Source organism: Pseudomonas sp. BN414, assembly GCF_029871275.1.
Taxonomy (GTDB): Bacteria; Pseudomonadota; Gammaproteobacteria; order Pseudomonadales; family Pseudomonadaceae; genus Metapseudomonas; species Metapseudomonas resinovorans_C.
This window is the reverse complement of the sequence record NZ_SSOL01000021.1, coordinates 32,332-43,990: the sequence shown is the minus strand read 5'-3', so window position 1 is coordinate 43,990 and position 11,659 is coordinate 32,332. Positions and strand designations below refer to the sequence as shown.

Annotated in this window: 14 protein-coding genes; 6 read left to right on the top strand and 8 right to left on the bottom strand. The window is 61.2% G+C overall.

Annotated elements, in window-relative coordinates; all coding sequences use genetic code 11:
• Positions 1 to 103: 103 nt before the first annotated feature.
• Positions 104 to 1,453, top strand: coding sequence for an aminodeoxychorismate synthase component I (gene pabB / locus E8E95_RS01660; protein WP_280347662.1), 1,350 nt, complete (start codon positions 104 to 106; stop codon positions 1,451 to 1,453).
• Between the two features lie 180 nt (positions 1,454 to 1,633).
• On the opposite strand, the gene thrH is transcribed toward pabB, so the two are convergent.
• The gene (gene thrH, locus E8E95_RS01655; RefSeq protein WP_280347660.1) at positions 1,634 to 2,251 is read right to left on the bottom strand and encodes a bifunctional phosphoserine phosphatase/homoserine phosphotransferase ThrH; all 618 of its coding nucleotides are present in this window, start codon (positions 2,249 to 2,251) and stop codon (positions 1,634 to 1,636) included.
• A 192-nt stretch (positions 2,252 to 2,443) separates the two neighbouring features.
• Between thrH and E8E95_RS01650 the strand changes: the two genes are divergently transcribed.
• Positions 2,444 to 3,178 carry a phosphoadenylyl-sulfate reductase gene (locus E8E95_RS01650; RefSeq protein WP_280347658.1) on the top strand — a complete coding sequence of 245 codons (735 nt, stop codon included), beginning with the start codon at positions 2,444 to 2,446 and terminating at the stop codon, positions 3,176 to 3,178.
• Between the two features lie 3 nt (positions 3,179 to 3,181).
• Positions 3,182 to 3,475 (top strand): hypothetical protein, encoded by a 294-nt coding sequence (locus tag E8E95_RS01645; RefSeq protein WP_280347656.1) that lies wholly within the window; start codon positions 3,182 to 3,184, stop codon positions 3,473 to 3,475.
• 180 nt (positions 3,476 to 3,655) lie between these two features.
• Here the strand turns inward: E8E95_RS01645 and cysB are convergent, their stop codons facing one another.
• The 5 genes from cysB to E8E95_RS01620 form a co-directional block, all read right to left on the bottom strand.
• On the bottom strand, positions 3,656 to 4,630 hold the full coding sequence (gene cysB / locus E8E95_RS01640) for an HTH-type transcriptional regulator CysB (protein WP_120651462.1): 975 nt from the start codon (positions 4,628 to 4,630) through the stop codon (positions 3,656 to 3,658).
• Between the two features lie 119 nt (positions 4,631 to 4,749).
• Positions 4,750 to 5,250 carry a universal stress protein gene (locus E8E95_RS01635; RefSeq protein ID WP_077522945.1) on the bottom strand — a complete coding sequence of 167 codons (501 nt, stop codon included), beginning with the start codon at positions 5,248 to 5,250 and terminating at the stop codon, positions 4,750 to 4,752.
• Between the two features lie 44 nt (positions 5,251 to 5,294).
• On the bottom strand, positions 5,295 to 6,200 hold the full coding sequence (locus E8E95_RS01630) for a 5'-nucleotidase (RefSeq protein ID WP_280347653.1): 906 nt from the start codon (positions 6,198 to 6,200) through the stop codon (positions 5,295 to 5,297).
• Between the two features lie 13 nt (positions 6,201 to 6,213).
• Positions 6,214 to 7,167: a putative 2-dehydropantoate 2-reductase gene (locus E8E95_RS01625; RefSeq protein WP_280347651.1), complete on the bottom strand. Its 954-nt coding sequence runs from the start codon at positions 7,165 to 7,167 to the stop codon at positions 6,214 to 6,216.
• Positions 7,168 to 7,554, bottom strand: coding sequence for a thioredoxin (locus tag E8E95_RS01620; RefSeq protein ID WP_280347649.1), 387 nt, complete (start codon positions 7,552 to 7,554; stop codon positions 7,168 to 7,170).
• Between E8E95_RS01620 and E8E95_RS01615 the strand changes: the two genes are divergently transcribed.
• Both E8E95_RS01615 and E8E95_RS01610 read left to right on the top strand, forming a co-directional pair.
• Positions 7,553 to 7,963: a PilZ domain-containing protein gene (locus E8E95_RS01615; RefSeq protein WP_077522950.1), complete on the top strand. Its 411-nt coding sequence runs from the start codon at positions 7,553 to 7,555 to the stop codon at positions 7,961 to 7,963. The two genes, E8E95_RS01620 and E8E95_RS01615, sit on opposite strands and share 2 nt — an antisense overlap.
• A 167-nt stretch (positions 7,964 to 8,130) precedes the next feature.
• A complete protein-coding gene (locus E8E95_RS01610) occupies positions 8,131 to 9,204 on the top strand; it encodes a 3-deoxy-7-phosphoheptulonate synthase (protein WP_179062625.1) in 1,074 nt (357 codons plus the stop codon).
• Between the two features lie 59 nt (positions 9,205 to 9,263).
• Here the strand turns inward: E8E95_RS01610 and E8E95_RS01605 are convergent, their stop codons facing one another.
• Positions 9,264 to 9,548 (bottom strand): GNAT family N-acetyltransferase, encoded by a 285-nt coding sequence (locus tag E8E95_RS01605; protein WP_077522986.1) that lies wholly within the window; start codon positions 9,546 to 9,548, stop codon positions 9,264 to 9,266.
• Between the two features lie 18 nt (positions 9,549 to 9,566).
• The gene (locus tag E8E95_RS01600) at positions 9,567 to 10,841 is read right to left on the bottom strand and encodes a hypothetical protein (RefSeq protein ID WP_280347643.1); all 1,275 of its coding nucleotides are present in this window, start codon (positions 10,839 to 10,841) and stop codon (positions 9,567 to 9,569) included.
• A 451-nt stretch (positions 10,842 to 11,292) separates the two neighbouring features.
• Between E8E95_RS01600 and oprI the strand changes: the two genes are divergently transcribed.
• The gene (oprI, locus tag E8E95_RS01595; protein ID WP_003448337.1) at positions 11,293 to 11,544 is read left to right on the top strand and encodes an outer membrane lipoprotei OprI; all 252 of its coding nucleotides are present in this window, start codon (positions 11,293 to 11,295) and stop codon (positions 11,542 to 11,544) included.
• Positions 11,545 to 11,659 lie beyond the last annotated feature (115 nt).

Below are 11,659 nucleotides of genomic sequence, written 5' to 3'. Positions count from 1 at the left end.
TAAGTATCAGAATGTTTTTCCTACGTAAACGTCAGAAAAGGCTCTAGGATCGCCACTACAGGCAGACTAGAATCCGCTCCTGCATTCAGCCCCTGCCGCCCCCATGCCTGACTGTCATTTACACGCACTTCCCTATCAGGAATCTCCCTGCGAACGCTTCGCCCGCATCCGCCAGGCGCCTGGCGCCGTGCTGCTGGACGCTGGCCGCCCGGTCGCCGAGCGTGGACGCTATGACCTATTCAGCGCCTGGCCATTGGCAGCATTTGCAGCATCTCCGGGCGAATCGGCCAACGACTTCGCCCAGCGCCTGCGGAAGGCTCTGGCCAGCCTCGGCGAGGCGAGCCTGCCCGCCGGAATCGAGCTGCCGTTCGTCGGCGGCCTGATTGGTTACCTGTCCTATGACTTCGGTCGCCGGGTGGAACAGCTGCCGGAACAAGCCGTCGACGACCTGAATTTGCCCGACGCCCGGCTCGGCCTCTATGCCTGGGCGCTGGTCAGCGATCACCAGTTGCGCACCAGCCAACTAGTGTTCCATCCGAGCCTCGCGCAAGCCGAGCGCGCTCGCCTGATTGCCCTGTTCAGCGAGTCTGCCGAACCGACGACCACTCCGTTCCACCTGCTGGCGCCCTTCCGCGCGAACCTGGACCAGGAGCAGTACCGCAACGCAATTGAACGGGTGCACGCCTATATCCAGGCCGGCGACTGTTATCAGGTGAATTTCACCCAGCGCTTCCAGGCTCCTTGCGAAGGCGATCCGTGGTCGGCCTACCAGGCATTGCGCGCGGCCTGCCCGACACCATTCGCCGGCTATCAGGCGCTGGACGATGGTGGCGCCATCCTCAGTCTGTCGCCGGAGCGCTTCATCAAGGTCAGCCAGGGCATGGTGGAAACCCGCCCGATCAAGGGCACCCGACCGCGCGGCCAGACGCCGGAGGAAGACCGCGCACAGGCCGAGGAACTGCTGGCCAGCCGCAAGGACCGCGCCGAGAACCTGATGATCGTCGACCTGCTGCGCAACGACCTGGGACGCAGCTGCGCCATCGGTTCGGTGAGGGTGCCGGAGTTGTTCGCCCTGGAGAGCTACCCCAACGTGCACCACCTGGTCAGCGCCATCACCGGCCGCCTGGCCGACGACAAGGACGCGCTGGACCTGATTACCGGCAGCTTCCCCGGCGGTTCCATCACCGGCGCGCCGAAGATCCGCGCCATGCAGATCATCGACGAGCTGGAACCTACGCGACGCTCGATCTACTGCGGGTCCCTGCTCTACCTGGATGTTCGCGGCGAGCTGGACAGCTCCATTGCTATCCGCACCGTGCTGGTGAAGGACGGGCAGGCCAGCTGCTGGGGCGGCGGCGGCATCGTCGCCGACTCCGACTGGCAAGAGGAGTACCGCGAGTCCATCACCAAGGTGAAGGTGCTGATGACGGCACTGGAGGGGTTGGGGAATTAGTGAACCGTTCACCTGTGGGGGCGATTTCAATCGCTGTGCAGGCCGAAGGCCTGCCCCTTTAACAACCGGGGCAGCTTCGCTGCCCTTAGCGAATGAATTCGCCCCCACAAGGTTTCATTGATCCCTTCAGCCAACAAAAACAAAAAAGCCCGCTTTCGCGGGCTTTTTCATGGGCGGGGCTCAGAGGCTCAACGGGCGGTTGGAGGCATTGATGAACTCGCGCTTGAGGTCTTCGTAGGTATGCACCGCCGGGAACTGCGGGAACTCGCGGATCACGTTTTCCGGCGCATGGAACAGGATGCCGGCATGGGCTTCGCTGAGCATGGTGGTGTCGTTGTAGGAGTCGCCGGCCGCGATCACGCGGTAGTAGAGGCTCTTGAAGGCGAGCACGGACTGGCGCTTCGGGTCCTTCTGGCGCAGTTGGTAATCCACTACGCGATCAGTCTCGTCGGTGATCAGGCGGTGGCACAGCAGCGTCGGGAAGCCCAGTTGGCGCATCAGCGGCTGGGAGAACTCGTAGAAAGTGTCGGAGAGGATGACGACCTGGAAGCGCTCACGCAGCCAGTCGACGAATTCGACGGCGCCTTCCAGCGGCTTCAGGGTGGCGATCACTTCCTGGATATCGGAAAGCTTCAGGCCGTGTTCGTCGAGGATGCGCAGGCGCTGCTTCATCAGCACGTCGTAGTCCGGGATGTCCCGGGTGGTCGCCTTCAGCGCTTCGATTCCGGTTTTTTCCGCGAAAGCGATCCAGATTTCCGGAACCAGTACACCTTCAAGGTCGAGACAGGCGATTTCCACGAGCAAATTCCCCGCATGGCTTTTGATTGGAGGCGGCACTCTAGCGACTCGACCGGGACCGTGCAACGCGGCCCTTATACCCAAACATCACAGCGGTACTTCCCGTTGGTTATTTAGGGGCATAACTCCCCCTTTGTTAATATGCGCGCCATAGAGCGCGCCCAGCGCCACCCCCAAAAGGAAGCCTGCCTGATGAGCCACCCCTTCGACGTCGCCGAACTCGCGACGGCTTACGCCAACAAGTCCCCCCAGGACATTCTCAAGCTCGCCTTCGAGCATTTCGGCGACGACCTGTGGATTTCCTTCAGCGGCGCCGAAGACGTCGTACTGGTGGACATGGCCTGGAAGCTGAACAAGAACGTCAAGGTATTCAGCCTGGATACCGGCCGCCTGCATCCGGAAACCTACCGCTTCATCGAGCAGGTCCGTGAGCACTACGGCATCGCCATCGAGGTGCTGTCGCCGGACCCGCGCCTGCTGGAACCCTTGGTCAAGGAAAAGGGCCTGTTCAGTTTCTTCAAGGACGGCCATGGCGAATGCTGCGGCATCCGCAAGATCGAACCGCTGCGCCGCAAGCTCTCCACCGTAACGGCCTGGGCCACCGGCCAACGCCGCGACCAGAGCCCCGGCACCCGTTCCCAAGTGGCTGTGCTGGAAGTGGATGGCGCTTTCTCCACTCCGGACAAACCGCTGTACAAGTTCAATCCGCTGGCGCAGATGAGCAGCGAAGAAGTCTGGGCCTATATCCGCATGCTGGAGATCCCTTACAACCCGCTGCACGAGCGCGGTTTCATCAGCATCGGCTGCGAGCCCTGCACCCGTCCGGTGCTGCCGAACCAGCACGAACGCGAAGGCCGCTGGTGGTGGGAGGAAGCCACCCAGAAAGAATGCGGCCTGCACGCCGGCAACCTGATCAGCAAGGCCTGAGCCATGCGCATCACCCTGGTCAAGAAAGTCCTCGCCGATGGCCAGGACTGTCGCAAATGCCGGGATGTGATGGACCGCCTGGAACGCGGCGGCCACCTGGGGCGGATCGACCGCATCCTGGTGGCCGATGAGCGCAACCCAGGCAGCGCCGGCTGGATGGCGGCGCAGCATTACGGCGTGGACACCGCGCCGTTCTTCGTGGTGCGACATGATGATGGCCGGGAGCAGGTCTACACCGTGTTCCTGGCCTTCCTGCGCGATGTGCTGAAAGCCTCGGCCTCCGATCAATCGTCGTAGGTTGCAGCCAAGGCGTTGGGCTTCGCGGAGCTCTGCCCAACCTACAAAAGCTATCGGAGTGCCGGTGTCGGTAGGTTGTGGTAGAGCGAAGCGAAACCCAACATCTCCCAGCCTCATAGCTCCCAAGCGTCGCCCATAAAAAAGCCCGGCATCCGCCGGGCTTTTTCGTTGCCAGATGACTTAGTACGTCGGCAGTTCCACGTCGTGGAACAGCTCATCCAGCTCAGCCTTGTTATGGCACTGCACGGCCCGAGCCTGAACGTCGCGGGTCAGGTGCGGGGCGAACTTCTCGATGAAGTCGCACATGAAGCCGCGCAGGAAGGTGCCACGACGAAAACCGATCTTGGTCACGCTCGCCTCGAACAGCTCGCTGGCGTCCAGCACCACGAGGTCGCTGTCGAGCTTGGGATCCACCGCCATCTTCGCGACGATGCCCACGCCCAGTCCCAGGCGAACGTAAGTCTTGATAACGTCGGCGTCGGCCGCGGTGAAGACCACCTTGGGCGTCAGGCCGCGATGGCTGAACGCCTCGTCCAGTTTGGAGCGGCCGGTGAAGCCGAACACGTAGGTCACGATGGGATGTTCGGCCAGCGCTTCGAGGGTCAGCTTGGGCAGCTTGGCCAGCGGGTGGCCCTGGGGAACGATGACGCAGCGGTTCCAGCGGTAGCACGGCATCATCACCAGGTCACCGAAGAACTCCAGTGCTTCGGTGGCGATGGCGAAATCGACGGTGCCATCGGCAGCCATCTCGGCAATCTGCATGGGCGTGCCCTGGTGCATGTGCAGGGCGACATCCGGGTACTGCTTGATGAATCCACCAATCACCGGCGGCAGTGCATAGCGCGCCTGGGTGTGGGTTGTGGCGATGGACAGGGTGCCTTTCTTCTCGTTGGAGAACTCCTGGGCAATCTGCTTGATGCTTTCGACCTTGCGCAGGATTTCGCCCGCGGTGGTGATGATGCGCTCACCGGCCGGAGTGACACGGGTGAGGTGCTTGCCGCTACGAGCGAAAACCTCGACGCCCAGCTCGTCTTCCAGCAGACGGATCTGCTTGCTGATGCCCGGCTGCGAGGTGTAGAGACTTTGGGCAGTAGCGGACACGTTAAGGTCGTGGTGCGCTACTTCCCAGATGTAGCGCAATTGCTGGAGCTTCATAGGCATTCCTCAAAGCGGTTACGCCGCAGGATGTCGGCGGCGTTTATAACCATATTAATGGTTTGCTGAATAAAACTAGACGTTTTTTTGCGCTTTGCACAACCAGCGACCAGCGGTGATCAGAAGTCGTTGTGTCCGCGATGCTGGAGCATCGGCACGAGGTACACCGGCACCTCGGAAAGTTGCACCAATCTGGCAGCCGTACGCCCCAGCGGGGTATCCAGCGAAGTCCCGTGGCTATGGCTACCTACGACGAGCAGGTCGACGGACAGCTTCTGCACTTCTTCGAGAATGACCAGCGGCGGGTCCCCCTGGACCACCCGTACCGCGCGAATCATGTCCAGGTCCTGGACGGCCTCCCCCATCTCATCGCGAAATCCTTCCAGCACCCTTTGCTCGATGCTCGACATGACAGTGCCCAGGCCCTTGGCCCGCAGCTCCTTCAGGGTGTCGTCGTCCAGATAGGTTTGCAGCACCGATTCGGCGAACAGCCCGAGGGGCTCCACCGCATGGACTACGTACAGTTGGGCGTTGTAGGCGCGAGCAAGAGACAGGGCGTGTTGCAGAACATATGGGGCATAGAGACCGAGGTCCGTGGCATAGAGAATGGAGCGAATCATGAGGCCTCCTACCGCCATGCTTGGCTGGCCTCACCAGAGCTTAGTCAGAACTGTGGTTCGTTGCTCACCCCATGCGGAACATGCCCGGTCGCGACCACATCACGGGCCTTTTCGCAGTGCCCGGCCTGGTCGTCGAAGAATACGTCTGCGCCAAAGGTCTCGAGGATCGCGGCCTTTTCCAGCCCGCCGAGGAAGAAGGATTCGTCCAGGCGGATATCCCAATCGCGAAGGGTACGGATGACCCGTTCATGTGCCGGTGCGGAGCGCGCGGTTACCAGTGCCGTGCGAATCGGGCAGGCCTCCGGCGGGAACTCCTGCTGCAGCCGGTTAAGCGCCGAAAGGAAGGGTTTGAAGGGGCCACCGTCCAGTGGTTCGCGCGCCGAATCGCGCTCGTGGGCCTGGAAGGCCTCAAGGCCGCCAGTCTGGTAGATGCGCTCGGAATGGTCGGAAAACAGCACCGCGTCGCCGTCGAAAGCGATGCGCAGCTCGTTGCTCGCGGCGCGGCGCGGTCCTCCAGAGAGGATGGTGGCGGCGGCGTATCCGGTTTGCAGGGCGCGACGCACATCTTCGGCATGGGTAGACAGGAACAGGTGACAACCAAAGGCGCGCAGATACGGCTCGGGACTGCGCCCTCCGACAAAGGCGGCGCGGGAGATGCCGAGGCCGTAGTGCTGGATGGAGTTGAACGCCCGCAGCCCGGTGTCAGCGCTGTTGCGCGACACCAGGATGACCTCCACTCGCTGCTGGCCCAGTTGCTCGTTCAGGCCGAGCAGTTTCTCCACCAGCGGATAGGCATCACCAGGCGCGAGCACTTCATCTTCATGGTCGATCTGGTACTGGCGGTAGGCTTCTATGCCTTCCGCCTCGTAGACCCGGTGGCTTTCGTCGAGGTCGAACAGCGCCCGCGAAGAGATTGCCAATACCAGCTTGTCACCCAGTCCCTTGCCCATGAAGGTCCGCCCCTCAGCCCTGATTGCGTGCGTCGATGAAGCGTAGCGCCTGATAGAGCGCACGGATACGCGGCATCTCGAAGCCGATGGCTGCAGCCGCGGCCAGAGGGGCTTCATATATGGCGCCGAGTTCAAGCGGGCGCTTCTGAGCGTAGTCGTGGTACATGCTCGGCAAGTAATCGGGCATGCGATCGGTGGAAGCCAGCAGCTTTGCAGCGAAGTTATCCGGAATGCGATGCCCGATGGCGGTCGCCGCATCCACCACTTCCTGCATGATCGCCTGGATCAATTCGCGGGTATCGGCATTGCCCATGAGCGCAGTGGTGCCGGCATCCAGGAGCACCGACAGGCCGTTGTAGGGCACGTTCCACACCAGCTTCTGCCAGCGTGCCTGGTCCAGATTGGCGACTGCTGCGGAATCGATTCCGGCTGCCTTGAACAGACCAGAGCCCTCCTCCGTCAGCGCCTGACGCTCTGCGTCGCCCACCGCCGGACCGGAGTGATAGCCGAGGTTCACCGCGCCCAGGGACTGGTGCTCGATCACGCCCGGCTCCGAGCGGTGGACGCAGATGTAGCAGAGGCCACCCAGCAGATGCAGCGAGCTTGGCAGCAGCCGACGGAGTTCGTCCTCCACCGCGAGGCCGTTCTGCAGCAATACCACCTTCGCGCCCGGCGCTGCAGCCTGGGCAATGGCCGGCGAGAGCGCGGCATTGCTGGTGGTCTTGGCACCTACCAGCAGCCAGTCGCAAGGCGGCATGTCGGCGGCATCACGGTAGGCCTGGACAGGGAATAGCGCCTGGGCGCCATGTACCGCACTGTTCAGTTGCAGGCCACGCGCGACCACGGCGTCGTATTCGCTGCGCAGCAGGAAGTGCACATCAAAGCCGGCACGCGCCAGCATCACACCATAAAAGCCGCCAATGGCGCCGGTACCGATAATGCCGATACGCGGTTTGCTCGTACTCATTTAAGGAAGCTCCTCTGCCGGCCGGGCCAAGGCCCGTTCCAGGGACTTTGTCAGATCGTCGCGTCGCAGGCTGGAGTGCAGCGCGCCATGGAAGTTGCCATCTTGAACCACGAATAACGCAGGCAGGTGGAATACCTCATAGCGCTCGACCAGCCCACCATTATTGCCGGCATCGATCCAGCACAATCGGTCCACCGGCAGACCGGCTCCCGGCAGATGCCCGCGCGCCCAGCGACAACTGGCGCAGCCGGCACTGGTGAAGATCACCAGTGAAGTGCCGGGCAGGTCGAGCAGACGGCGATCGGCATCGAGGTCAGTCAGTTCCACCTCGGGCACTATAGTTTCTGGTGCGATGCCGGGTTCGAGGCATCTGGAGTTCGCGGTCATGCGTCAATTCCTGCGTCACCCCACGGAAATGCCCGTGGAGCTGGTTCCGCGCAAGGGCAGGCACATGCCCCCGCAGCGGCTGCACGATATCAGCCTGGGTGGGGTGGCATGCAACTCCGTCCGGGCGTTCCGGCGCGGCACCTCCATCGAACTGTGCATCCCGCTGCTGGGCGACCAGGCACGCTTTTCCGGGACCGTCGCCTGGTGCCGCAAGCAGGTCGACGACTACATGATCGGCATCGCGTTCACCGATGAAGAAAACATGTTCCGCGCCCGCATGGTCGAGCAGATCTGCCTGATCGAACAGTACCGCAAGCAGCGCGAAGAGGCAGTGGGCCATGCCCTGGCGCCGGAAGCGGTGGCGCAGGAATGGATCACCCTGCACGCAGCCGACTTCGCCCCCGTCTGAATTCGTGCAAATTCCACGTTCGGCGCATGCATTCGCCATTGTCGAGGTTACGTGGAAAGCGTTAAGGTTCCCGTCCCCGCCGCGTTTTTACTGCTGTGCTCTCCGCCAAACGGGGATCGCTGGCGGCCTGCACCCGTGACCTGACGACCTGAACGATGAAAAGCACGATGGCTGATTTACAGATCGACGACCTTAACGTTGCCTCCAACGAGACCCTGATCACGCCGGAGCAGTTGAAGCGCGAAATTCCGCTGACCGATGAAGCCCTGGGCACCGTAGCCAATGGCCGCCAGGTGGTCCGCAATATCCTCGATGGCAAGGACCATCGCCTGTTCGTGGTCGTGGGCCCCTGCTCCATTCACGACATCAAGGCCGCTCACGAGTATGCCGATCGCCTGAAGGTCCTGGCTGCCGAAGTGTCCGATACCCTCTTCCTGGTGATGCGCGTGTACTTCGAGAAGCCGCGCACCACCGTCGGCTGGAAAGGCCTGATCAACGACCCGTACCTCGACGACTCCTTCAAGATCCAGGACGGCCTGCACATCGGCCGCCAACTGCTGCGCGACCTGGCCGAAAAGGGCCTGCCCACCGCCACCGAAGCCCTGGACCCGATTTCCCCGCAGTACCTGCAGGACCTGATCAGCTGGTCGGCCATCGGCGCCCGTACCACCGAATCCCAGACTCACCGCGAGATGGCTTCCGGCCTTTCGTCAGCGGTCGGCTTCAAGAACGGCACCGACGGCAGCCTGACCGTAGCGATCAACGCCCTGCAATCGGTTTCCAGCCCGCACCGCTTCCTCGGCATCAACCAGGAAGGTGGCGTGTCCATCGTCACCACCAAGGGCAACGCCTATGGCCATGTGGTTCTGCGCGGCGGCAACGGCAAGCCGAACTATGACTCGGTCAGCGTCGCCATCTGCGAACAGGAACTGACCAAGGCGCGCATTCGCCCGAACATCATGGTCGATTGCAGCCACGCCAACTCCAACAAGGACCCTGCCCTGCAGCCGCTGGTGATGGACAACGTCGCCAACCAGATCCTCGAAGGCAACAACTCCATCGTCGGCCTGATGGTGGAAAGCCATCTGGGCTGGGGCAGCCAGTCGATCCCGAAAGACCTCGACCAGCTGAAGTACGGCGTTTCCATCACCGACGCCTGCATCGACTGGGAAGCCACCGAGAAAGCCCTGCGCAGCATGCACGCCAAGCTCAAGGACGTGCTGCCCAAGCGCCAGCGCTGATCGAAAGCTGAAAACGAAAACGCCGGGCAATTGCCCGGCGTTTTTCTTTGCGCTTCAGCTCAGCCGTTGCGCTGGGCCTGACGCTGACGTCGCTCGATATAGCGCTCGACGTAGGAGCAGGATGGGATCACGGTATAGCCGTGGTCCTCGGCATATTCCAGGGCCGACTCGGTCAATGCTGCGGCAATCCCGCGGCCGCGCAGGACGTTCGGCACGAAAGTGCGATAGATGTCCAACGTCTGTTTACCCAGGTCCATATAGGCCAGGTATGCACGATGACCTTCCACGGTGGTCTCGAACTGATGACCAGCCTGGTCATGGTGGATGGACAATGCCTCGCTCATCACTACTCCTCTGAGGATCTAAAACCTTACGCGTACCTTATCGATCTTTTCCAACCGAAGGAACATCTCTGCCGTGCCGGAACCGAACTGCACGCTGAGGTACGCCTTCCCGTTCTCCACCTTGTGTAATACACCCTGGTAATAGGCGCCATCGAAGGTGATGAACTGCAGTCGCTTGCCGGCATATCCCGGCAGGTCGGCAACATTGACGAACTCATACTGCTGCACGGCACGTCCGTCGCCATCGTTTTCCGGCTCTGCGGTGACCCTTTCCATTGCAACTTGCTCGTTGCGCGCTGCCGAGGGGTCAACCCAGCTGAATTCGACCGGCTGGACCAGCTCCTGGTTCACCAATACCGCCGGACGCAGCATGGCAACAACATCCTTGGCGTCGAAGAACTGCAGGCCATCCCACGCCATGCCTTCGCTCGGGGTGAGTTCTACGCGAAGCGACTGCGGGTCCTTCAGGTAACGCCCATAAGCATCCAGCATCGACTGTCCGAGGGCGACCTTCTGGCTCCGCAGTGCGGTATCGAACTGCTGAACCGCGCCTTTCAGATACAGGTCCGGCGTCTGACCGAGTTTACCGGCGCAGAACTGCTGCACCTTGCGCTGGTACTGGTTGTCATTCAACTCGAAGATCACGCTGGAGAGTTGCGGCGGATTGACCCGCAGGTCGCCCGGCTTCTCCGACATGTTAGACAACGACAGGCTGAGACGCACCTCGCCCATGTCCCGGGTATCGGAAGTCAGGTTCAGGTTGAGCTTCTGCGCGCCCGGCTGGAACAGGTAGGAGAACTCGACGTCGGACTCGAGGGTGCGATAGCCCATCTCCAGCAGTTCGTCTGTGCCGATATTGCGCACCGTGCCGCACGCCACTTCGCTCATTGCGGTGAATACACTGCGCTCGGCGGGCGTGTTGTACAGCTGCTGCATGAACGGCCCATGCACTTCCAGTGCCATTCCCTTCAGGCTGAGCGCCATCTGCTCGGGAAACTTGCCCTCGGCGAGGCGCTCCTTGAAGCTGAGGAGTTCGCGCAAGCTCTTGAACTTCAGTTCAGCCTGCTGCACATGCAGGCTATCTCCCATGACCGGGACGCGAAGTTGAAGGTTCTCGAGGCCAACCCGGCCATCGAAGGAAGAAGTAATGCCGCCATAGGTGATATCCACCATCGGCGACAACTTGCTGATTGCGTCATCCATGATCGATCTGACCGACCACCAAAGTGACAACTTGATGATCAACCCCACGGCCAGAACCGAGAGCACTCCCCACTTGAGAATCTTCGACATAGTGACGTCCTTGAAGTCTGCGCTTCGCTACGGATATCGGAAGCCGTGCAAGCTTATCAGCGGCCCACAGGCACTACTACGGCCGCTCTTTGTATAGAGAGTGATAATTCACGGTTCTCTGAAAAAGTTCCCTTTTCAATGCACGATTTGCGCACGAATGCCCTTGCCCTGGCTCGAGGTAACGCTTGTCAGATTATGGGAGGGAAAGGGCCCAGAGTGCTGGGCAGGGCCTACACTTGGAATTTCGACTGATCAAAGAACAATCAGCCTGACTGTTTTTTGATCAGCGACCTCGTTAGTTGCTCGTGAACTAGCCGGCAAGCTGAAAAAAATGTGCCTGCCTTGCACAAGGTCAGTTTACTTACTACAAGTTATGGGTAGTATGTACGCCGGCTAATTTCCCAAGCTCGGGGAATTGCTTTATGGAAATGTCCACCTTAAGGGGAACACGATGAACAACGTTCTGAAATTCTCTGCTCTGGCTCTGGCCGCAGTTCTGGCCACCGGTTGCAGCAGCGTATCCAAAGAAACCGAAGCTCGTTTGACTGCGACTGAAGACGCAGCTGCTCGCGCTCAAGCCCGTGCTGACGAAGCCTACCGCAAGGCTGACGAAGCTCTGGCCGCCGCTCAGAAAGCCCAGCAGACCGCTGACGAGGCTAACGAGCGCGCCCTGCGTATGCTGGAAAAAGCCAGCCGCAAGTAATAGCTCTCGGGCTATAGAGCCGATCCAGTTCGCTGGGTCGGCTTTTTTATTGCCCGCACTTTCTGCCCTTCTGTTCCGAGTTACTTTCAAACGCCGCTGCATCGCCAACTCACGG

What these genes read in the sequence shown, in the direction of transcription:
- pabB (WP_280347662.1), top strand. Translation starts at nt 104, where the DNA reads ATGCCTGACTGTCATTTACACGCACTTCCCTATCAGGAATCTCCCTGC.
- E8E95_RS01650 (WP_280347658.1), top strand. Translation starts at nt 2,444, where the DNA reads ATGAGCCACCCCTTCGACGTCGCCGAACTCGCGACGGCTTACGCCAAC.
- E8E95_RS01645 (WP_280347656.1), top strand. Translation starts at nt 3,182, where the DNA reads ATGCGCATCACCCTGGTCAAGAAAGTCCTCGCCGATGGCCAGGACTGT.
- cysB (WP_120651462.1), bottom strand. Translation starts at nt 4,630, where the DNA reads ATGAAGCTCCAGCAATTGCGCTACATCTGGGAAGTAGCGCACCACGAC.
- E8E95_RS01635 (WP_077522945.1), bottom strand. Translation starts at nt 5,250, where the DNA reads ATGATTCGCTCCATTCTCTATGCCACGGACCTCGGTCTCTATGCCCCA.
- E8E95_RS01630 (WP_280347653.1), bottom strand. Translation starts at nt 6,200, where the DNA reads ATGGGCAAGGGACTGGGTGACAAGCTGGTATTGGCAATCTCTTCGCGG.
- E8E95_RS01625 (WP_280347651.1), bottom strand. Translation starts at nt 7,167, where the DNA reads ATGAGTACGAGCAAACCGCGTATCGGCATTATCGGTACCGGCGCCATT.
- E8E95_RS01615 (WP_077522950.1), top strand. Translation starts at nt 7,553, where the DNA reads ATGCGTCAATTCCTGCGTCACCCCACGGAAATGCCCGTGGAGCTGGTT.
- E8E95_RS01620 (WP_280347649.1), bottom strand. Translation starts at nt 7,554, where the DNA reads ATGACCGCGAACTCCAGATGCCTCGAACCCGGCATCGCACCAGAAACT.
- E8E95_RS01610 (WP_179062625.1), top strand. Translation starts at nt 8,131, where the DNA reads ATGGCTGATTTACAGATCGACGACCTTAACGTTGCCTCCAACGAGACC.
- E8E95_RS01605 (WP_077522986.1), bottom strand. Translation starts at nt 9,548, where the DNA reads ATGAGCGAGGCATTGTCCATCCACCATGACCAGGCTGGTCATCAGTTC.
- E8E95_RS01600 (WP_280347643.1), bottom strand. Translation starts at nt 10,841, where the DNA reads ATGTCGAAGATTCTCAAGTGGGGAGTGCTCTCGGTTCTGGCCGTGGGG.
- oprI (WP_003448337.1), top strand. Translation starts at nt 11,293, where the DNA reads ATGAACAACGTTCTGAAATTCTCTGCTCTGGCTCTGGCCGCAGTTCTG.